At 47.0% G+C, this 18,229-nt stretch carries 23 protein-coding genes and 1 pseudogene; 4 read left to right on the top strand and 20 right to left on the bottom strand.

All coding sequences use genetic code 11. The annotated features are described in order from the left end of the window. Window positions 1-68: 68 nt before the first annotated feature. On the top strand, window positions 69-809 hold the full coding sequence (locus JC793_RS14085; protein ID WP_046894426.1) for a cyclase family protein: 741 nt from the start codon (window positions 69-71) through the stop codon (window positions 807-809). Here the strand turns inward: JC793_RS14085 and JC793_RS14080 are convergent. The 20 genes from JC793_RS14080 to JC793_RS13990 all read right to left on the bottom strand — a co-directional run bounded on the left by JC793_RS14080 (window position 806) and on the right by JC793_RS13990 (window position 15,156). Then, the gene (locus JC793_RS14080) at window positions 806-1,429 is read right to left on the bottom strand and encodes an HrpE/YscL family type III secretion apparatus protein (RefSeq protein WP_218426472.1); all 624 of its coding nucleotides are present in this window, start codon (window positions 1,427-1,429) and stop codon (window positions 806-808) included. The genes JC793_RS14085 and JC793_RS14080 overlap by 4 nt on opposite strands. Further along, the gene (locus tag JC793_RS14075) at window positions 1,375-1,995 is read right to left on the bottom strand and encodes a SctK family type III secretion system sorting platform protein (protein ID WP_218426471.1); all 621 of its coding nucleotides are present in this window, start codon (window positions 1,993-1,995) and stop codon (window positions 1,375-1,377) included. The genes JC793_RS14080 and JC793_RS14075 overlap by 55 nt, the downstream gene beginning before the upstream one ends. Next, window positions 1,979-2,758: a type III secretion system inner membrane ring lipoprotein SctJ gene (sctJ, locus tag JC793_RS14070; RefSeq protein WP_218426470.1), complete on the bottom strand. Its 780-nt coding sequence runs from the start codon at window positions 2,756-2,758 to the stop codon at window positions 1,979-1,981. Before sctJ ends, JC793_RS14075 begins: the two co-directional genes overlap by 17 nt. Before the next feature lies 1 nt (window position 2,759). Then, complete coding sequence (gene sctI / locus JC793_RS14065; RefSeq protein WP_218426469.1) at window positions 2,760-3,071, bottom strand: type III secretion system inner rod subunit SctI; 312 nt, start codon at window positions 3,069-3,071, stop codon at window positions 2,760-2,762. A 5-nt stretch (window positions 3,072-3,076) separates the two neighbouring features. Beyond that, the gene (locus tag JC793_RS14060; protein ID WP_218426468.1) at window positions 3,077-3,451 is read right to left on the bottom strand and encodes a guanylate kinase; all 375 of its coding nucleotides are present in this window, start codon (window positions 3,449-3,451) and stop codon (window positions 3,077-3,079) included. Next, entirely contained in the window at window positions 3,448-3,804 is a 357-nt protein-coding gene (locus JC793_RS14055; RefSeq protein WP_166708279.1) for a YscG family type III secretion protein, read from the bottom strand. The genes JC793_RS14060 and JC793_RS14055 overlap by 4 nt, the downstream gene beginning before the upstream one ends. Continuing rightward, window positions 3,801-4,055, bottom strand: coding sequence for a type III secretion system needle filament subunit SctF (gene sctF, locus JC793_RS14050; RefSeq protein ID WP_166708278.1), 255 nt, complete (start codon window positions 4,053-4,055; stop codon window positions 3,801-3,803). The genes JC793_RS14055 and sctF overlap by 4 nt, the downstream gene beginning before the upstream one ends. A 187-nt stretch (window positions 4,056-4,242) precedes the next feature. Then, complete coding sequence (locus JC793_RS14045; protein WP_218426467.1) at window positions 4,243-5,433, bottom strand: FHA domain-containing protein; 1,191 nt, start codon at window positions 5,431-5,433, stop codon at window positions 4,243-4,245. A gap of 36 nt (window positions 5,434-5,469) precedes the next feature. Continuing rightward, entirely contained in the window at window positions 5,470-7,044 is a 1,575-nt protein-coding gene (gene sctC / locus JC793_RS14040; protein WP_166708276.1) for a type III secretion system outer membrane ring subunit SctC, read from the bottom strand. Beyond that, complete coding sequence (locus JC793_RS14035; protein WP_166708275.1) at window positions 6,974-7,705, bottom strand: T3SS regulon anti-activator ExsD domain-containing protein; 732 nt, start codon at window positions 7,703-7,705, stop codon at window positions 6,974-6,976. The genes sctC and JC793_RS14035 overlap by 71 nt, the downstream gene beginning before the upstream one ends. A gap of 101 nt (window positions 7,706-7,806) precedes the next feature. Next, window positions 7,807-8,631 (bottom strand): helix-turn-helix transcriptional regulator, encoded by an 825-nt coding sequence (locus JC793_RS14030; RefSeq protein WP_218426466.1) that lies wholly within the window; start codon window positions 8,629-8,631, stop codon window positions 7,807-7,809. A gap of 416 nt (window positions 8,632-9,047) precedes the next feature. Then, the gene (locus tag JC793_RS14025) at window positions 9,048-10,130 is read right to left on the bottom strand and encodes an EscU/YscU/HrcU family type III secretion system export apparatus switch protein (protein WP_218426465.1); all 1,083 of its coding nucleotides are present in this window, start codon (window positions 10,128-10,130) and stop codon (window positions 9,048-9,050) included. Between the two features lie 13 nt (window positions 10,131-10,143). Further along, window positions 10,144-10,926, bottom strand: a complete 783-nt coding sequence (sctT, locus tag JC793_RS14020; RefSeq protein ID WP_218426464.1) for a type III secretion system export apparatus subunit SctT — start codon at window positions 10,924-10,926, stop codon at window positions 10,144-10,146. Then, window positions 10,926-11,177 (bottom strand): type III secretion system export apparatus subunit SctS, encoded by a 252-nt coding sequence (gene sctS, locus JC793_RS14015; protein WP_166708272.1) that lies wholly within the window; start codon window positions 11,175-11,177, stop codon window positions 10,926-10,928. Before sctS ends, sctT begins: the two co-directional genes overlap by 1 nt. 2 nt (window positions 11,178-11,179) lie before the next feature. Next, on the bottom strand, window positions 11,180-11,827 hold the full coding sequence (gene sctR, locus JC793_RS14010; RefSeq protein ID WP_218426463.1) for a type III secretion system export apparatus subunit SctR: 648 nt from the start codon (window positions 11,825-11,827) through the stop codon (window positions 11,180-11,182). Further along, the gene (locus JC793_RS14005; RefSeq protein WP_218426462.1) at window positions 11,824-12,729 is read right to left on the bottom strand and encodes a FliM/FliN family flagellar motor switch protein; all 906 of its coding nucleotides are present in this window, start codon (window positions 12,727-12,729) and stop codon (window positions 11,824-11,826) included. Before JC793_RS14005 ends, sctR begins: the two co-directional genes overlap by 4 nt. After that, window positions 12,730-13,449 carry a hypothetical protein gene (locus JC793_RS14000; protein WP_218426461.1) on the bottom strand — a complete coding sequence of 240 codons (720 nt, stop codon included), beginning with the start codon at window positions 13,447-13,449 and terminating at the stop codon, window positions 12,730-12,732. It abuts the gene before it with no gap. Next, window positions 13,449-13,841 carry a hypothetical protein gene (locus tag JC793_RS13995; RefSeq protein ID WP_218426460.1) on the bottom strand — a complete coding sequence of 131 codons (393 nt, stop codon included), beginning with the start codon at window positions 13,839-13,841 and terminating at the stop codon, window positions 13,449-13,451. Before JC793_RS13995 ends, JC793_RS14000 begins: the two co-directional genes overlap by 1 nt. Beyond that, complete coding sequence (locus JC793_RS19770; protein WP_282102754.1) at window positions 13,838-13,918, bottom strand: hypothetical protein; 81 nt, start codon at window positions 13,916-13,918, stop codon at window positions 13,838-13,840. The genes JC793_RS13995 and JC793_RS19770 overlap by 4 nt, the downstream gene beginning before the upstream one ends. Further along, window positions 13,906-15,156, bottom strand: coding sequence for a FliI/YscN family ATPase (locus tag JC793_RS13990; RefSeq protein WP_282102741.1), 1,251 nt, complete (start codon window positions 15,154-15,156; stop codon window positions 13,906-13,908). The genes JC793_RS19770 and JC793_RS13990 overlap by 13 nt, the downstream gene beginning before the upstream one ends. Window positions 15,157-15,317: 161 nt before the next feature. Here JC793_RS13990 and JC793_RS13985 point away from each other — a divergent pair, with 161 nt between their 5' ends. The 3 genes and pseudogenes from JC793_RS13985 to sctV all read left to right on the top strand — a co-directional run bounded on the left by JC793_RS13985 (window position 15,318) and on the right by sctV (window position 18,173). After that, complete coding sequence (locus JC793_RS13985; RefSeq protein WP_218426459.1) at window positions 15,318-15,689, top strand: hypothetical protein; 372 nt, start codon at window positions 15,318-15,320, stop codon at window positions 15,687-15,689. A gap of 4 nt (window positions 15,690-15,693) precedes the next feature. Beyond that, window positions 15,694-16,020 carry a hypothetical protein gene (locus JC793_RS13980; protein WP_046894405.1) on the top strand — a complete coding sequence of 109 codons (327 nt, stop codon included), beginning with the start codon at window positions 15,694-15,696 and terminating at the stop codon, window positions 16,018-16,020. Next, window positions 15,911-18,173, top strand: a pseudogene (sctV, locus tag JC793_RS13975) (type III secretion system export apparatus subunit SctV). The gene JC793_RS13980 and the pseudogene sctV overlap by 110 nt, the downstream one beginning before the upstream one ends. The last annotated feature ends 56 nt before the right edge of the window (window positions 18,174-18,229 follow it).

Raw genomic sequence — 18,229 nt, 5'->3', positions numbered from 1 at the left:
GTGTAAATTCTGACTGATAACCAGAGCATAAATCACAACAACTACCGGTATAACATTGAGGGGGCAGAATGTCATTATCATTAATTGAAGCCGTGAATCTGTTGAAATCAAAAAAATGGATTGATTTGACACACGCATTTAATGCGGATTCACCGTACTTTTTTATGTTTGAACCGGCGGAATTCAAAACCCTGTTTGATTACCGTGACGGCTTTTTTGCCCAGCAATTTACTTTCCCCGGCCAGTACGGCACCCATATTGATGCACCGTGCCATTTTGTGGAGGGACGCCGCTTCGTTCACGAGCTGGAACTGAAGGAGCTGGTATTGCCGCTGGTGGTGATCGATCAGTCCGCCCGCGCACAGCAGGATGCGGATTTTGCCTTATCCGCAGAGGATATTCTGGCGTTTGAGCAGGTACACGGCCGTATCGAAAGCGGCAGTTTTGTGGCTTTACGCACGGACTGGAGCAAACGCTGGCCGTCACAGGCGCTGATGGATAACAAAGATGCGGAAGGCAACAACCATATTCCGGGCTGGGGTCTGGATGCGCTGGAGTTTTTGTTCCGTGAGCGGGGGATCAGCGCGGTGGGACATGAAACGTTTGATACCGATTCAGCGCAGGATTTCCGTAAAAACAGTGCGCTGCTGGCGGAATATTTTGTACTGGATCAGGATGCGTATCAGATAGAGTTGCTGACTAATCTGGATAAAGTCCCGGCCAAAGGCGCGGTCATTTTTAATATCGTGGCAAAACCGGACAATGCAGGCGGGTTCCCGGTCCGGTCATTTGCGATTTTACCGGACTAATCGCGGCACATTTCCCGCAGCACTGAAAGCTGGTGTTCCAGCGTGGCATGAATAATCTGCCTGCCCTGGCGGATCAGGCAGTCGCCGGGGCGGAGGGTGTTGTCAGTCTCAACCGATATATCATCCGGCAGGGTTATTGTGCTTTCTGCTGACAGCCACTGATGCAAAAATGCGGCCTGATCCGGGTGTACAACCAGCGCCACGGAAAAACCGGGGTTTATCTGTTTCATGCTCCGGCGCAGGGCCGCCCGCAGGCGGTTCTCAGGTGGTGTCTCTTCCAGCAGTATCTGTACGGTATGGCAGATCATTGCGGTTATCTCATCGTCAAGTTGCGCGATAACCTCTTTGCAATGACGGCGGGTCTGCAACAGGGCTTCCGCCTGCCCGGAAGCAAGCTCATCCTGTACCTGCCTGCGCACCTTTTCTGCTTCATCAGCCAGTTCTGTCCGCATCTGGCTGCGCAGTTGTTCTGTCTCCGCTTTCAGCGCTTCTCTGCTGAGTAACCCGCGGTAACCGGCAGCCGGGATAATGCAGGGGGCTGCCGTCAGGGTAAACGTATCCGCGGTCAGGCGGCTGAAGGGCAATCTGACGCAGTCAGCGCCTGAAGTATCGTCCGGCATAATGTGTTCAGAAAAGTAGTGAGTTCAGAAGGAAACGGGATCAGCGGCACGGTATCCGGAAAGCGCAATTCCGCCCGCCGGTGAAATTGCTCATGGCTCTCCCGCAGCAGATAAAACCACAGCTGACGGCCGGTGACACTGAGAATCACGTTATCCTGATCAGTATGAGTGAGTGAGCGCTGGTAGTTGTGCAGCGGTAATAATAAGCCGGATTGCCAGTTCAGAAGCCGTCCGGCATCTTCCTGTGTTAAAGCGGAAAAAGGGTGACGGCGGGCGGGAACCGGCCAGTGCGTCATCAGATCCGGCAGGTAGAAACAACAACCACAGAAAGTCAGAAAGCGTTGTAATCCGGTGTCACTCAGTAATATCGCCCGCTGAAGCCCGGACAATACCGTTATTTCTGCGGTTAAGTCATAATGGCTGAACAACCGGCTGTTCAGCAGCGGATTTCTGTATTTATCCGGCAGGGCGGATATGAGTGAATAATCCGGCAGTGTATCCAGATTGCGGGGATGGCAATACAGTGCCGGACAAAAGAAAAACCCGAATTCAGTCAGCGGAGCCATGACGTAATTTCCGGCGGTGAAAGAAAAAATGCAGCAGGTGAGATAGCAGCAGCAGTATCGCAAATCCGGCAATATACCCCAGTAATTTAGGATAAGAGCCGGTGGTGACCTGTATATTCAGCATCGTCCGTAATTCCGGTGTGGTGATCACCGGTTTGGTGGCCACCGCCGGTATCAGTGTCAGGCTGATATTCTCAGGCTCCAGTCCCTCAATACTGTTTTTTGCCAGCTGCATAATTTGCTCACGGTAGCGGAATACCGGAATATCAGCGGAATATTTAATAAATATCACAGCCCGTCCCTGTTTTCCGTCCGCGGTCTCTGGATTGGCCTGAGATTCAGGCCGGGTAAACAGCACTCTGGCGGTAATCACACCATCAATATCGGATAATATCTGAGCCAGTTCCTGTGAGCGGACATAGCTGAGTTTGGCCGTCAGTTCCTGCGGGCTTGGGATCAGCGTATCGCCGGTGAAAATATCGTTCAGGGATTGAAATTGTCTCTGCGGATAGCCGCGTTGTTTGAGCAATTCAATGGCATAAGGAACCTGTGATTCCTCAACAAATAACGTTGCCATTCCTTCTTTGCCGGATTTTTTTTCCGCAATAATATGATTCTCCAGCAGCAGAGAATACATTTCATTTGCTTCTTTTTGCTGTAATCCGCTGTACAGCTCTGTTTTACAGGCCGTCAGTAATAATATTGACAGGCTGATTATAACAAATCGGAAATAGCGGGAGAGTGCAGAGATAAGTAACCGCATATTACTGGCTTTTAATAATAGTATCGATATTCTGACTGACTTTTCCGACAGTTTTTGCCAGTAATTCTTCACGGAAATGAATTTTTGCCAGGGTTAATTGTGTCTGCAATAATATATCCGGCGATGTCAGTGCTGCACTGTCACGCAATCCGGCGATACTGTCAGCATCCTGTTTCATTGTCCGGTAGAAATTATCAAATATCTTTTTGAGGTGTTCTGTTTCCTCAGCCGGTTGCGCTGATACAGTATTCTCCTCCGCTGTCACCGCGAGATCAGACAGCGGAAGTGTATGGGTACGGAGTGCAGATATCATTGTGATCACCGGATGTTATTCTGTTGCAGAACCAGCTGATTATTTACTGCTATCTGCTGATTCAGCTCGGCAGATATCAGATGTTTAAGTGTCGTGCCGGAAAGTGAATCCGGTAATTTCTGCCATAACCGTGACAAAATAAATTCCTGGTGAGGACCGTATTCATCATAACGGGACAAAATCGTCAATAACATATCCCGGTTGATAGTATTCTGATAACTGATTTTTTTTAAATCAGAAATAACCGGTATCAGCAGTGTATTACATAACTCACGATATTCCGGGTTTTCAACCGTGCAGTTTTCAAGTTCCAGCCATAGTTGCTCACGGTTTTCAGTGATATCAGATATTTCATTATTGCTGTTTGTATCTTTGTTCATAAAAACAAATCCTTTTCAAATTGTTCGGCAAATACCGTTAATTCGTTATTTCCGTCGGATTTTAATATTTTTATTGTTTTTTTAAGATTATGGGTAAGGCCAAGATGGTATTCACTTAATGCTTTAAACGGTAACAGGGATGAACTGCAGCTACCTGACAGCAGATGAACAATCTCTGTGTATTTTTGGCAGGCATGCCAGGAGGTCACCAGGATCAGTTTTCCGCTTTCATGATACCGGGTGTCCTGTGTCAGCAACCAGGCAGCAATAGCCTCCGCTTCTTTATATTTTCCGGCAAGAATACCGGCCAGCGCGATTTCAGCAAGAAGACGTTCATCTGAATATACCATCATATTTTCTGCAGTATATTCTGCATAATATCTTTCATTGATTTAACTAATGAAGATGCGGTATTAAAAACAAGACTCCATTTTGTTGTCCGGTATTGTAATTCCTGTAACAACGCCGGATTGTCCGGATTTGTTTTTAAACTTTCTATTGCGTCTTTCAGCTCTTTTTCATTTGTCTGAGCCTGTTCTTTCAGGCTGTTCAGTATGTCATCAAGTATACTTCCGCTTCGTGTCGGGTCAAAAATAATTGGCATAAGTTCCCTTTAATACAATGTATTTAAAATGATTTCAGCAGCATCCAATGCATCTGCTTTTGTCCGGAGCTGAGTAAAAATATGCTTACTGTTTGACGCTGACATACGACATGTTGTTTCTTGTTTTAATTTTTGTATCCGTAATAACACTGCCGGGTGATTTTTTATCAGGTAATCAAATGAATCATCATTTTTTGTCATCAGTCAGTACGATGGTGTAATATTCGTTTTTATACAGTAACACCACCTTCTCCTTATCAATGGAAATAACCCTGGTATCGTTATCCGGAGATGACCCGGCTCTGTATTTTCCCCCGCTGTCAGTAATAATATACGGTATTTCCCCGAGAGAAACCGCGCTGATCCTGATGCCGGGTTTACTGATCGGCTGTACACGAAACTCAGGCTGATAGTTAAATGCAAACTCCCGGTTAAACGTATCAAGAAATACGGATAACTGTTTTTTTAACTGTGCACTTTCCTTTCGGCCGGTGATAATAACAAGTGACGTTTCCGTGAACATATAACTGAGAATATCATTGCTTTTTTTAACTGTATTTATCTGCAAATCTGTTTTTTTTATATAATCGTCAGTGATTATTGATTGGTCATCAATCAACATTCCTGATGGTATTAGTAACGCCGGTAAAAAGTCTTTCATTGATATTTTTTGCTGATGCGGTGCCCGGGTTCCGCGGATAGTAATGTGGCCGCACATTGTGCTTAATTCGGCAGTCAGGTGATTATTCGGTGCTGCACTGAGCCATGAATTTAATGTGTTCAGTTCTGTATCCGGGGTGCTGATATTCAGCCGGTAGGCGATATCCTGTTGCCTGAAAAAAGCCACCAGTTCTTTTTCTGCCGCACGGGTCACGGACCCGCGGATTATCCATTTATTATCGTGTTTCTCCCGTGATAAACAACGGTAGGGTTCCGCCGATAAAAATTGTTCTGCGGACGGTATCGTACGTCCCGGCCGGGTGAAGAAAAAGAGTCCGGCGGAAATGAACAGCAATATAAAGACGAAAATAAAGACGATTTTCCGGTGGCGAAAGGGTATTGCTGCTGTTGTGTATTGTGCACTGAAGCTTATCCCGGCACATTCAAAACGCTTCCCGGCAACAATATGGTCACCGGGAAGAATATGACGATTACCCTGTTCCGGCGGTACACTGCTGTTATTCTCACAAAGGCGCAGACCGTTTTTATCCGCAGCCAGACGACAATGCACCGGAAGTATACCCGGATCCAGCAGTGTGATATCGGTGCGTAATGCATCCGCCCCCAGCGTAATGAATATATCGCCGGAAGGCGGAACCGGAAACGTTGCTTTTGTTCCCCGGTGCAGGCCGGATAAAACAGATAAAGTGATAGTCATAGACAGGTATTAATATCCGTATTAAAAACTGTTTTTTTATGATGATGAAACCGGTTTTCCGTAATCGATAATCCGCGGCCGGATAATAAACAATCTGACAGCACTGCGTTCCTGTGTTGTTTCACTCCGGAACAGCGCTCCCAGCCAGGGAATATCACCAAGTAACGGAACTTTTGATTCTGTTTTTAATTCTTCATCGCGGTAAATACCGCCGATCAGCAGCGATTGATCTAATTCGACCCGCGCAATGGTATCAATAACGGTACGATTGATTGTCGGGATCGTATCACTGTTGTTATTACCGGCTTTCTGATTACCGTCTTCGATATGCAGGGTCATATCCAGCAGAGTATTTTGGGTTTCCCGGATAATACGGGGTGTTAATTGCAGGAGTGTTCCGTAGGTGATGCCTTTTAATTCAGCGACCCGCTCACCGTTGACTTTGACATAATAGGTTTCATTATGGTCGATCAGCGCCGGGCTGTTTTCCAGCGTCAGAATTGTCGGGCGGGATACCATCCGGGCATAGCCTTTGGTTTGCAGCAGATGTACGTTAGCCAGCAACTGATTCAGTCCGGTCTGATTGAGCAGCGTTCCGGCCGCGGCACCTTGTGGTGATAAGGTGGAAGATATACTGATATTGGTCTTACCGCTGCTTATGGTGCCGCCCCAGTCAATACCCAGAGCACCGGCACGCTGAGTATCAACATCGATAATATAAAGTGCGATTTCTATCCGGGATGTCGGGATGTCCAGCTTACTGATCAATTCCTTATATAATGCTATTTTCTCAGGTGTATCCCGTAAAATAATGGCATTCAGTGTCGGGTCAGCATTAATAACACCCTGATAGTTATTCTGACCTTCCGGTGACTTGTATCCGGGAAGATTAACCGGTCCGGAAAGAATTCGGGATAAAATAGTGGCAACGCCGGGTGCGGTAATCTGACTGTCGCGGTATTTAATAATCCGGTCGATTGCTGAACTGTATTTCAGCGGAATAATAGTGACAGTTTGTACCGGTGAAAGATGTTGCTCACTTAACTCACTCTCTCTGGCATCAATTGCCTGTTGTGCAAATGTGAGATAAGCAGGCGGCCCGGCCAGCCTGAGTTGCCGCGGGGAACTGATTGTTATTTTCCGGTGGCTGTCAGCGATACCGGTATCCCGTAACAGTGTGGCGGCATCTCCTGCTGTCAGGTATTTCAGCCCTATAGTCCGGGTCTGATTACTGCTCTTTTTACTGACATACAGCGTATTATTATAAAAATACGTTTCCAGACGATAGAGGCGGGACAATTTTTCCAGAAATTCTGTCGCCGTATCCGCACTGAGATGATCATTCACAAACCCTTTTATATCCGGGCTTATTTCGGTTTCAATATCATTATTGGCGGCAAAATTGATCAGAACTTCGGATAACGGGGTATTATTGGCAATAAAGCTGTAAGGTTCATCAGAGGTAAATGACTCAGCCTGACAAACAGAGAAAAACAGGGATATAAGTATCCCTGTCAGGTAATGGTTTATCCGGCGGACATTAATACCAGAGTATAGTGTCACCATGCAGGCAAAGATTTCTTTGATATAACCATTGATATACGCGTTCATTATTATTTTCTTTCAGTAATAAAAGAGAGTCGATGAATATCTGTAACTCATCCGGAAAATGGTCATGCGTCAGCGTATTATTGTGATAAACAGTGGCACGGAATGCATCATAAAGGTCACGGACACTAAACAAAACAGATTGCTGCAATGTATTAATCTCATTTTCCAGCCGTGCCGCTGTTTGTTTACATTCTGATAGCTTGTGTTCTGTCTCATCAATAACAGACTGACCAACTAATATGTCATTATCTCTGTAAAGTGAAACTAAGGCTGACAGCTGCTTTTCATTAATAAGATATTCATCGTATGTATTTTTCAGTGTGATTAATTCACTATGGTTTTTATTCTGCCAGTATTGATAGGCACCTGTAATAATCCAGTCGACCCAGCAGCGGGATTCGGATAGTCTGATCGTATCAGCCAGATATGATTCCCAGTTATCCGGATGTTGACATATGGCTTTTCGGATCATAACTAAATCACTATGCCGGAAAGGAATATTCCATTTTTTCCTGCGGCTGAACCAGGCGGTTTTTTTTAATTTATCAATATTTTCTCGGTGAATATATTTTGATAATAAATCATTTTCATTATATTTTTCATAAAAAACATATGCGTCAGTATCTGACACAATAGCAGTATCTTTTGTTTTGTTAAGCATAATTCCCTCTGTGTTAAACATAAAGTACAGCAAAGGGGACAGCCTAGCAGACGCGATATTATATTGGTGTAATTTTTATTTTAATTTTTTATCATTATTCGTCAGATAATGTGGTTGGTTCTGGCTTTACTGGGGGTAAATCCGAATCGTTTCCGGTAACTCTGTGTAAAATAAGACTGACTGGAAAAACCGGCTTCCATGGAAATATCTACAATACTCATTTGAGTATTTAACAGTAACTGGTGAGAGAATAATAACCGGCGCTCACTGATCCATGCCCGCGGAGATGTACCGTAAACTGTACCGAATAATTCTTTAAAGGTGGTCAGACCCATACCAAATTCTTTGGCGAATTCGTTCAGTTTCCAGTCTTTCAGATAATGTTTTTCCATGAACGCCTGTAAACGCTCAACCTGACGGTTACTTAGCTGACGAAGTACCGACATCAGTTTTATTCCCTGTTCACCGAGCGCAATAATCAGCAACAGCTCCTCCAGCTTTAATTTCATCAGCGGGAAAGGGGTATTATTCTGATAGGAACTGTACAGTCCGTCAATACTGCCGGCCATGATATCAGAGTGCGGAAAAAACAGAATACCTGAGGTAGGTTCAGTAATTCTGTGAAGGTGTGTCAGTATGTCAGAAAAGCGATGAAGAAAATCACGCAGAAAGTTATTACTGAGGGGTACCCATAACAAGCGGGCATTTTCAGATACCTGCTGATATGCATAACTGCCCTGGTTGGAGAAAATAATTTCATTTTTATTCACCATGAAAGAGCTGGTGCAATCCTGCCATTTCATGGTGCCGGAGACCAGGATATACAGTCCCTTTTCCTGCTGCTCAATAATATTGAAGTCAGATGATTCGATGGCTACAGGCTGTATAATAATTTGTTCGCTATCTAATAAACTAAGTGAATTCATAAGCATCTCTGAGTAACGAATGCGGGTAAAAATCAAAAGTGACGGTCTTAATACATTCAATGTATATAATTATATAGTCAGTAATGATGTTTTCTACTTTTAAATCCTGATTATCAGAGTTAATGGCTTTATTTATTGCTTTAGATAGCTCTTTATTCACAGTGTGAATCAATATCCTCATAATCAGATGATTAATTAATCGTTAATGGAAAGATGTCATTAAAATTAAATAATAAAAATGTTAATGTCATAAAATGACAGGAACAGAAAAGATACATGCGATGTGGTTATTTAACAAAAAAGCGGAAAAAAAAAGAAAGAAAGCTATTAAGGGGAAATATACGTTATTTCAGGGAAAATATTTCCGGGTTATGTATGCATAATGTCATTAAATGATAAATTAACGTTTTAATTTATCATTGATTGTTATCGGTGAGGTCAGTGTCTGCACCACGATATTGATCGCTTTTTTCCAGCCAGTATAAAATCTCAGCAATGATTTCCAGTGTTGACGGCGGAACAGCACTGCCGATCTGACCAACGCGGTAGAGGTAGCGGGCCAGATATTTCTTTTCAATCAGCGGAACGCCTTCCTGCCGGGCTATCCGGCGGATATGAAGTGCAATATCATTTTGTTCTTTAAAAGTGATCACCGGCAGTGGTGTCCGATCTTCCCTGTAATCGATACCCACCGCATAGTGTGTGGGATTGACAACGATACAGCGTGATTTCCTGACGGCTGATCGCATATCCTGCTGCTGTATCTCTTTGTGGAACTGCTTGCGTTTGCCTTTTATTTCGCTGTTACCTTCGGATTCTTTGTATTCATTTTTGATTTCCTCTTTGGTCATCAGCATCTTTTTCTGATAGCCGTGACGGGAAATAACAATATCAGCCAGCACAATGATCAGTACCCCGGAAAAAAACAGATAAAGCAGCCACTGTCCGATATCGTATGCAACCATCAGATTTTCGCGGATACTGACAGTGACTAACCTGACAAATGACGGATAGTGGCGGCGCAGTAACCAGAAGAGGATGAGTGACAATAATCCGGCTTTGATGACGGATTTAATGAATTCCCAGATATTATTGAGGGAAAATATTTTTTTGATCCCTTTATGCGGGGAGATATGGGTAATATCACATTTTATGGCGGACAGGTTCAGCAGCAAACCAAACTGAAGAATATGGCTGACAACAATACCTGCAATAAATACCCCGGTAAGTGATATCAGCGGGGGAAGTAATTTCCCGGCAATCAGCACTTTTATATCCGATATCATCAGCGGCAATGGCCGGGTGGCAGCACTCTCAAGGGTATATTGTAACAGTGAATAAAAAGCGGAATATAATGACGGAATAAAGGTGACCAGCCCGCAGACCTGACACAGAGAGATCAGAAAAAGCAGTAATTCCCGGCTTTTAAATACCATGCCTTGTTTGCGGTTATCCCTGCGTTTTTTAGCCGTGGGCTGTTCAGTTTTTTCTCCGCTCATACTGTTTCTGTCGTCACAATAACGGCATATTCAGACGGGTGATAAGGGTAAATGTTTCCCTGATCAGGGTGGTCAGTGGTTCATTGACCAGCATGATATAACCGGTTGCGACAAAGAGTGCAACTGCCGATTTCAGCGGCATGGCAATAACAAAGACATTTAAGGCGGGAACAAATTTATTGATAAACGCCAGCGCAATTTCGGTCAGATACATCGGTATGATAAGCGGCAGGGCAAAATTAATCACCGCATGGCTATAAAGTGACAGTAATCCGTAAAACAGCGGCAGCAGCGTTGCCGGAAACGGAAAATCAGATGCGGTGATCGGATACCAGATCAGACTCCGGAAAAATAATGTCAGTAACTGAAAAAATAAACCTGATGTCAGATAAAACAGGATCAGATACTGCGTGAAAAAGATGCCGGTCAGAGATGCCTGCTGCCCGGAAAGCGGGTTCAGCATGCTGCCAGCCGTGGCACCGCGTTGCTGATCAATAAATTGTCCGGCTGCTTCGATGGCCCAAAACGGTATAACTGCAATCACACCAAAAAGTAACCCGGTGAAAAATTCCCGCAGAATAATAAAAAAGAAAACCCAGGACGTCAGTTCAGGCAGCAATGGCGGCAGACTCTGACGGACAAATAATCCCAGAGATAATACGATAGCATTATAGATTAAGCGGTGTCCGGTCAGTGATTTATTTATCAGCGGTAATAATAAGAAAAAACCGTATAACCTGGGCAGTGAGAGGAAGAAGGAAATCAAAAAGGGATAAATTAATCCGGTTAATAACATTACAGTAATCCGAATATCTGATTCATAAATACCAGTAATTGCTGACCGGACCAGCTCAGCGTCATAAACAGTGTGATAACCACCGCAGTCAGTTTGCACAGAAACCCCAGTGTTTGTTCCTGAATCTGTGTAATAGCCTGAATTATCGCCACCAGTACACCAACGATTGTTGCTGCGAGGATCGCAGGCAGTGACAGAATAAAAATCAGCCAGAGCATTCGTCCGGTGCAGAAAAGCAGTTGCTGATCCATCGTCAGAACTGATAACTGAATAACAGGGCGCGGGTCAGTTTTTCCCAGCCGCCGACCATCACAAATAACAGCAGTTTTAAAGGAACAGAGAGTGTCATCGGTGATACCATCATCATTCCCATTGCCAGTAAAATATTGGAAACAATAAAATCAATGGCCAGAAACGGTAAATAAAGTAAGAAACCCATTTTAAAGGCATTGATTAATTCACTGAGCGTAAAAGAGGGTAACAGAATATATAACGGCGGATTATTTTGTGACGGGTGGTACCGTTCCGGCCAGATGCTCTTAACCGTTTCCTGAAAGAACTGACGGCTTTCAGGGGCGGTATTCCTGATTAAAAAATGGCTGTATATTTTTTCTGCCCGGATGACGGCCTCTGACAGATATGCCGGTTCAGACGATAACCGGTCAGTATCAACGGCATCTTTAATATCGAATATCACGGGTCCCATAACAAACATTGCCAGGATCAGGGCGAAGGCGTGCATCGTCAGATTTGAGGGGATTTGCTGTACGCCGAGGGCATTACGGAGCAGAGACAGCACAATCCCTATTTTAATAAAGGCAGTTCCGGTCACAATAATCACCGGTATAAAGGACAGCAGTGCCAGCAGGACAATTAAAGAGACCGGTTCTGAAATAGTCATGACCCGGTGTCGCTGTTTTCCGGGATACCGGTCAGTGTTTTAATCTGAACGGCAAGGCGCTGCTGAAATGAAACCAGTATGCCGTCAGCAATATAATCGTCGTCGCAGAAAACACGGATATAATGTTCAGATTGCCCGGTCAGTGTTATCAGTGAATCCGGCTTCAGTGCGGCCAGTTCATCCAGTGTTATCTCTGTTTCTGCCAGCTCAAAACGGATCACACTTTTCAGTGATGATAATGCGGTTTTACGCCGTGAATGTAGGGTCATTTTTCGGATAGTCACCTTATTTGAATCCAGGGTGCCGGTTGCCGCAAAAGCGTGCCGGTAATAAACAGAAACCGGAATGTGGTCATCAGAAAACGGGCTGATAATCAGATCATCGGTGTTCAGTCTCAGTATTTCACACCGGGGCAGATAAAAATCGGCAGAACAAATATGTATTTTCAGGGGTATTTTCGCGGTTGGTGTATTCATTAATTCAAGGTGGGAATGAATGAGTGATATATCAGAAAATACGAAAATAGCACTGCTGAAAATAACGGTAAGTCCGGTAACAGTTTTGTTTTCTTTTATTATTTCCTGTAAATGAAATTCTGCGGAGTGTCTGTCCAGCCATGCTGTAATCAATGTTGTCAGTATATCATCCGGTAACAAGCGAATGTCGGTACCTGATAATTGCGGCTGAAGTAAAACAGCCAGGTCATCATAACTACAGTAAACAGAGCCGGACTGTCCGCGCCGGGTGACAGCCAGTGTCAGTGTTGTGGTGTGTGTCTGATACCGGATTTCCGCATCCCCTGAACCGGAGGAATAGCGCGTCCGGTAACGTTGTTTCAGCCGGATAGCGGCAAGATCCTGTTCGCTGAGGATAACTACCGGACTTGAAGAGCTGTCGTTCATTTATTTGCGCCTCACGGCAGAGGCGGACCCGGAAAGGTGCCCGGTGAGCGAAATAGTGACCGGCTGAGGCGTTTTCTGCGTCAGCCGATCCTGTAACTGAGACAGGCAGGACAGCAGAAGTGCCTGTCCCGCTGACGGACAGCGGATCTGAATATGCACACCGTCTGCACTGTGGCGGACAGTGAAACTGACTTCTCCCAGAACCGGAAAGGTGGCCCGGCAGGTGCTCAGTGAACCGGTTTTTCCGGCAATATGGCTGATGCGGCTGATCAGCGTATCGCTGATACCGGTGATGAGCTCGCTTCTGCGAAGCTGAAGATGTGCCGTTATTTTTTCTGTGTGGCTGTTCGGAACAAGATCTGCGGGGATTGTTTCTGTTTCACCGGGGATTTTGTGGTCAGTGCCTGTATCCTTATCTGTGGCGTTGCGGCGGAAAACCGGCTGTGTTGGCATCGGTTCCCCTTTATCTCCGGCCGGGAACAGACAGAATCCGGGAATCTCAGTTTTTGATTGTGGCGATATGGCTTCTTTCTGTGGCCGGGCGGAGTGTTGCGGAGACATATCAAATGCCGGCGGGAGCTTTCCGTGCTGAATGACAAACAGAAACCGCCGGATCTCCGCGCTGGTGGCGACAGCTGACGCTGGTGTGTATACAGCCGGTTTCAGTAACGGTACCGGAACTGCGGTGGTGGCCGGCGGAGAGAAGAAAAAACGTGCCATCAGAACACGTTCCGGTTGATAAGCTGTTGTTTCAGATCCAGTCGTTGTAACTGTTTCTGACGATCGTTCAGAATGCGCTGTGCGGCTTCCGTCGTCTGCGCATGACTGCGCAGCGCATCTTCCGCCAGTACGGTATCGGCACTCAGTCCGATCATTTGCCGGCGGCAGAGATCCAGATGACCGGCGGTCGTGACGGACCCGGCATCCGGGCCTGCGGCAAGTGCATCACGGCGCCGGGATAGTACGGCGGCCTGTTGTTCCAGTGTTTCCCGGCGGTAGTTCAGTTGTTGTACTGTTTTGCGGGCTTCCGCCGCCAGTTGTTCTGCCTGTGCTGACTGATAGCGGTAATAACGCAGAATGCGTGCCCGTTTGCTGTTGCTGATGGCGATCATAATACAGACTCCGTGATTTCCCGGCAGGTTTGTGCATAATCCTGAGATTCATCCGTTCCCTGTTTCAGCCATTGCATGATGTTGCGGTATTTGCGGATGATGTCATCATTATCCGGATTTTTTCGGGCTCATATTCGCCAAGCTGGATCAGAAACTCCAGTTCATCATATTGCGCAAGTACCGTCTTTACAGCGGAAGCCGCTTTTTTCTGACTTTCCGGAATAATACGGTTCATGACCCGGCTTGCGGATTTCAGAACATCAATGGCCGGATAGTGCTGCATTTCCGCCAGTTTTCGCGTCAGAATAATATGTCCGTCAAGGATTGAACGGGTTTCATCCGCAATCGGTTCATTCAGATCGTCACCTTCGACCAGAACGGTATAAAGCGCGGTGATTGACCCGGTATCGGATTGTCCGGCTCTTTCCATCAGCGCCGGTAACTGCGCAAAGACGGACGGCGGATATCCCTGACGGGCCGGCGGTTCTCCGGCAGCCAGGCCTATCTCACGCTGTGCGCGGGCAAACCGCGTCACGGAGTCCATCAGCAGCAGAACCCGTTTTCCCCGGTCACGGAAATACTCGGCTATCCGGGTGGCGGTAAAACCGGCTTTAGCCCGCTCAACAGCGGGTCTGTCCGATGTGGAGACAACCAGCACTGCTTTTTTCAGCCCGCATTCACCAAGGTCATGCTGAATAAATTCATTCAGCTCACGTCCCCGTTCCCCGACCAGCGCCAGCACACAAATATCCGCTTCGGTATTGCGGATAATCGCGGCAAGCAGGGTACTTTTTCCGCCGCCGGCGGCGGCAAATATTCCCATCCGCTGCCCCTCGCCGCAGGTCAGCAGACCGTCAATCGCTCTGATACCCAGAGCAAGCGGAGTGGTGATCATCTTCCGGGTCAGCGCCGGCGGCGGGTCGTTATGCAGATCGCCGTATATCACCTCCGGCGGCAGTGTCACCGGTGTCAGTGCTTCCCCCAGTCCGTTAAAAATGTGACCGGTCATCGACGGCCACAATGCAATCCGCAGGGGGGCACCGGTAGTGAGGACGCCGGTATTGGCCGAGATTCCGTTCACTCCGCCGTAAGGTGTGAGCAGAGCATCACTGCCGTCCAGACCGGCCACTTCGGCTTTTATCCGGTTTCCCGGGGTCAGCAGCAGGCAGATATCCCCGATTTTAACGTGGCTGACCGACGCCCGGATGAGAGTGCCGGTGACACTGAGCACCCGGCCGATTGGCGTGAAAAAGCGATCACCGGTTATGTTTGTCCGCTGTTTTCTGAGACGGGAACGCAGTGTGGTTATTGTCATAAAAACTCCTCCGCACCAGTCTGACGGAAACGGTTTGCCTGCGATGGCAGCGGAAGGGGGGATTTTAGTAAAAACTGCGGGGAGAATATAAAAATAAACGGATGCTGCTGTCAGGGAATAACGGCAGAGCGGCCGTTATTATTTGCGGGAGGAGTTAACGGATGATTAATCGTATTTCGGCTTACGGCGCTGTTTTTCCGGAGGGAAATCCGCAGGAAATGTCAGCCGGAATGACCACGGCGGCAGTGAAACCGGCCGTATCCGGTGAATTCAGTGATATTTTTCCGTCTGAACTGGCGGCGCTGTATCAATCCGGAGACAGCCGGAAACAGTTATATCTTGCTGCCCGTCCGGTCATTGATCCGCAGCTGGCCGGGCAGCCGGTATTATTCTGTCATTTGCTGAGTGACCTCTGTTTATTAACACATTCAGAGACTGATCCTGATATCGTCGCTGCTTTTCCGATCTTAAGCTCATTGCTCGACAATATGTTACTTCTGATATCCCACAAAAACCTGATGATAAAAGTATAATATAATGAGCCCATTACAGATCGAAGTATTACTCCAGCAATCCTGGCTGCAATTTCAGTATGGTTTTTTCAGTAACAGTATTACGCTGATCCGGACATTACTTATTTATAATCCGGATCATATCCGCGCACGTAAAATATTAATTCTCGCCCTGATTGAGCATAAACAGGGACAGGAAGCGTTATTTCAGTGTGCACTGCTGCATCATGCCGGATACAGTGATGCGAATCTGCTGTTGTGTGAAACACTGGCATTTCAGCAGGAGGGATTATACGAGGAAGCACTCGAAACCTACCGGCGTTATTTACTGCACAGGACATACTGTGGCTGACGCCAAATCCTTACTTCTCCGCATTGCCGGACGGCAGGATATATTTCTCGCGCTGTTGTTACTGGCAGTCATTTTTATGATGATTCTGCCGCTGCCGGATTTTATTCTGGATACGCTGATTGCCGTCAATATGATGATATCCGTCACCTTGCTGATGATGGCTGTTTATATCCGCTCTCCGCTTCAGTTCTCTGCCTTTCCTGTTGTTCTGCTGGTTACGACGCTTTTCCGGCTGGCTCTGGCCGTCAGTACCACACGGATGATATTACTGGAAGCGGATGCCGGGCAGATCGTTGAGACATTCGGCGAGTTTGTGGTCGGCGGGAATCTGGTGGTGGGTATTGTGATTTTCCTGATTATCACCGTGGTACAGTTTCTGGTGATAACCAAAGGTGCGGAGCGTGTGGCGGAAGTCAGCGCGCGTTTTCTCTCTGGATGCGATGCCGGGCAAGCAGATGAGTATTGACGGCGACATGCGTGCGGGCGTGATTGATATGGATGAAGCCCGCGAACGCCGCCGGGTGGTGGAGCAGGAAAGTCAGATGTTCGGTTCGATGGACGGTGCGATGAAATTCATCAAAGGTGATGCTATCGCCGGACTGGTGATCATCTGCGTTAATATCATCGGCGGGCTGGCTATCGGAACCGGGCAGAAAGGGATGAGCGCCGCGGACGCGTTACAGCTGTACAGTATTCTGACCGTCGGGGATGGTATGGTGTCGCAGATCCCGGCACTGCTGATTGCGGTGACCTCCGGGATTATCGTTACCCGGGTCTCTTCCGGGGACTCACGTGATCTCGGAAATGATATCGGACAGCAGATAACCGGGCAGCCGCAGGCGTTACAGGTCGGTGGTTTTCTGCTGCTGTTGTTCGGGCTGGTGCCGGGGTTTCCGGTTCTGACATTTATGACGCTGGCACTGCTCCTGACAGGCGGGGGGTATCTGCTGAAACGGCGTGCAAAAAGTCAGAATATGCCCCCCGCGCAATCACTCAGTGCTGCAGTGGCCGGTGGCGCGGGCGCACCGGTACTGCGTTCTTCTGAGAGGACGACAAAGGCGGACGGTAGTGATGAGGCGCTGGCAGAGCCGGAAACCTTTGCACTGACGGTACCGCTGATGATGGAATTCAGCACATCATTACAGGCCGGACTGATTGCGGATGATTTTAATCAGGCGCTGATCCGCCTGCGCCGCCGCCTTTATCTTTCACTCGGTGTACCGTTCCCCGGCGTGAGTCTGCATTTCAGTGATTATCTTCCGGCGGATACTTACCGGATCTTATTACAGGAAGTACCGGTCGGAGAGGGCGTTCTGCCGGAAAAACAGCTTCTGGTGCGTGAGGAAGAAAAGCAGCTGACGATGCTCGGGGTGCGGTATGAGCAAAGAGGAACATGGTTCGATGGTTCACCGGCGTACTGGATCACAGAACAGGAGTCTGTGCGGGCAAAAGATGCCGGTTTACACTGCTTACCGGCGATGGGCATTATTAAGGCCCATCTGGCGTTTATTCTGCAAAAATACGCTGCCGATTTTATCGGTATTCAGGAAACCCGCTATTTACTCGGACAAATGGAAGGCAGTTTCAGTGAGTTAGTCAGAGAGGTGCAGCGGGTGGTACCGCTGTATAAAATCACTGATGTACTGCAACGGCTGGTGGAAGAGGATATTTCTATCCGTAATATGCGCACCGTTCTGGAGGCACTGACAGAGTGGGGGCAAAATGAAAAAGACGTTGTGATGCTGACGGAATATGTCCGCGGAGAGCTGGGCCGTTATATTTGTCATAAATACAGCAACGGCAATTCGGTGTTACCGGCGTTTTTGTATGATCATGAACTGGAAGAACTTATCCGCAGCCATATCCGCCAGACCCTTTCAGGCAGCTATCTGACACTGCCGCCGGGAGTGCACGAAGCATTGATGGCCGCAATGAAAGCGATGTTCGGGGATTTACAGAGAATGATGAATAAACCGGTGCTGATTGTATCACGGGATATCCGGCGTTATGTCAGACGGCTTATTGAGCAGGAATTTTCGTCATTGCCGGTTATTTCTTATCAGGAATTACTGCCTTCGGTGAATATCCAGCCGCTCGGCAGAGTGAGAATTGATGAAGTGATAAACTCACAGATTGATAATGACATAAAATAGCGGGTTTTTATCTTACTATTCCTGCTATGGAAAATGAAAAAATAATAAAAAAAAAC

The sequence above is a fragment of the Morganella morganii genome (genome assembly GCF_019242955.1).
GTDB classification, from domain to species: domain Bacteria; phylum Pseudomonadota; class Gammaproteobacteria; order Enterobacterales; family Enterobacteriaceae; genus Morganella; species Morganella sibonii.
The sequence above is the reverse complement of the archived record's forward strand: the minus strand, read 5'-3'. Positions and strand labels throughout refer to the sequence as shown.

Coding starts and splice junctions, on each gene's coding strand:
- JC793_RS13995 (WP_218426460.1), bottom strand. CDS start 13,841: ATGATCGCCATCAGCAACAGCAAACGGGCACGCATTCTGCGTTATTAC.
- sctF (WP_166708278.1), bottom strand. CDS start 4,055: ATGCCAATTATTTTTGACCCGACACGAAGCGGAAGTATACTTGATGAC.
- sctR (WP_218426463.1), bottom strand. CDS start 11,827: ATGACTATTTCAGAACCGGTCTCTTTAATTGTCCTGCTGGCACTGCTG.
- JC793_RS19770 (WP_282102754.1), bottom strand. CDS start 13,918: ATGCAATGGCTGAAACAGGGAACGGATGAATCTCAGGATTATGCACAA.
- JC793_RS13990 (WP_282102741.1), bottom strand. CDS start 15,156: ATGACAATAACCACACTGCGTTCCCGTCTCAGAAAACAGCGGACAAAC.
- JC793_RS13980 (WP_046894405.1), top strand. CDS start 15,694: ATGAGCCCATTACAGATCGAAGTATTACTCCAGCAATCCTGGCTGCAA.
- JC793_RS14055 (WP_166708279.1), bottom strand. CDS start 3,804: ATGATGGTATATTCAGATGAACGTCTTCTTGCTGAAATCGCGCTGGCC.
- JC793_RS14045 (WP_218426467.1), bottom strand. CDS start 5,433: ATGACTATCACTTTATCTGTTTTATCCGGCCTGCACCGGGGAACAAAA.
- sctC (WP_166708276.1), bottom strand. CDS start 7,044: ATGAACGCGTATATCAATGGTTATATCAAAGAAATCTTTGCCTGCATG.
- JC793_RS14035 (WP_166708275.1), bottom strand. CDS start 7,705: ATGCTTAACAAAACAAAAGATACTGCTATTGTGTCAGATACTGACGCA.
- JC793_RS14005 (WP_218426462.1), bottom strand. CDS start 12,729: ATGAACGACAGCTCTTCAAGTCCGGTAGTTATCCTCAGCGAACAGGAT.
- sctI (WP_218426469.1), bottom strand. CDS start 3,071: ATGATATCTGCACTCCGTACCCATACACTTCCGCTGTCTGATCTCGCG.
- JC793_RS14030 (WP_218426466.1), bottom strand. CDS start 8,631: ATGAATTCACTTAGTTTATTAGATAGCGAACAAATTATTATACAGCCT.
- JC793_RS14075 (WP_218426471.1), bottom strand. CDS start 1,995: ATGGCTCCGCTGACTGAATTCGGGTTTTTCTTTTGTCCGGCACTGTAT.
- sctS (WP_166708272.1), bottom strand. CDS start 11,177: ATGGATCAGCAACTGCTTTTCTGCACCGGACGAATGCTCTGGCTGATT.
- sctJ (WP_218426470.1), bottom strand. CDS start 2,758: ATGCGGTTACTTATCTCTGCACTCTCCCGCTATTTCCGATTTGTTATA.
- JC793_RS14000 (WP_218426461.1), bottom strand. CDS start 13,449: ATGGCACGTTTTTTCTTCTCTCCGCCGGCCACCACCGCAGTTCCGGTA.
- JC793_RS14060 (WP_218426468.1), bottom strand. CDS start 3,451: ATGAACAAAGATACAAACAGCAATAATGAAATATCTGATATCACTGAA.
- JC793_RS14080 (WP_218426472.1), bottom strand. CDS start 1,429: ATGCCGGACGATACTTCAGGCGCTGACTGCGTCAGATTGCCCTTCAGC.
- JC793_RS14025 (WP_218426465.1), bottom strand. CDS start 10,130: ATGAGCGGAGAAAAAACTGAACAGCCCACGGCTAAAAAACGCAGGGAT.
- sctT (WP_218426464.1), bottom strand. CDS start 10,926: ATGTTATTAACCGGATTAATTTATCCCTTTTTGATTTCCTTCTTCCTC.
- JC793_RS13985 (WP_218426459.1), top strand. CDS start 15,318: ATGATTAATCGTATTTCGGCTTACGGCGCTGTTTTTCCGGAGGGAAAT.
- JC793_RS14085 (WP_046894426.1), top strand. CDS start 69: ATGTCATTATCATTAATTGAAGCCGTGAATCTGTTGAAATCAAAAAAA.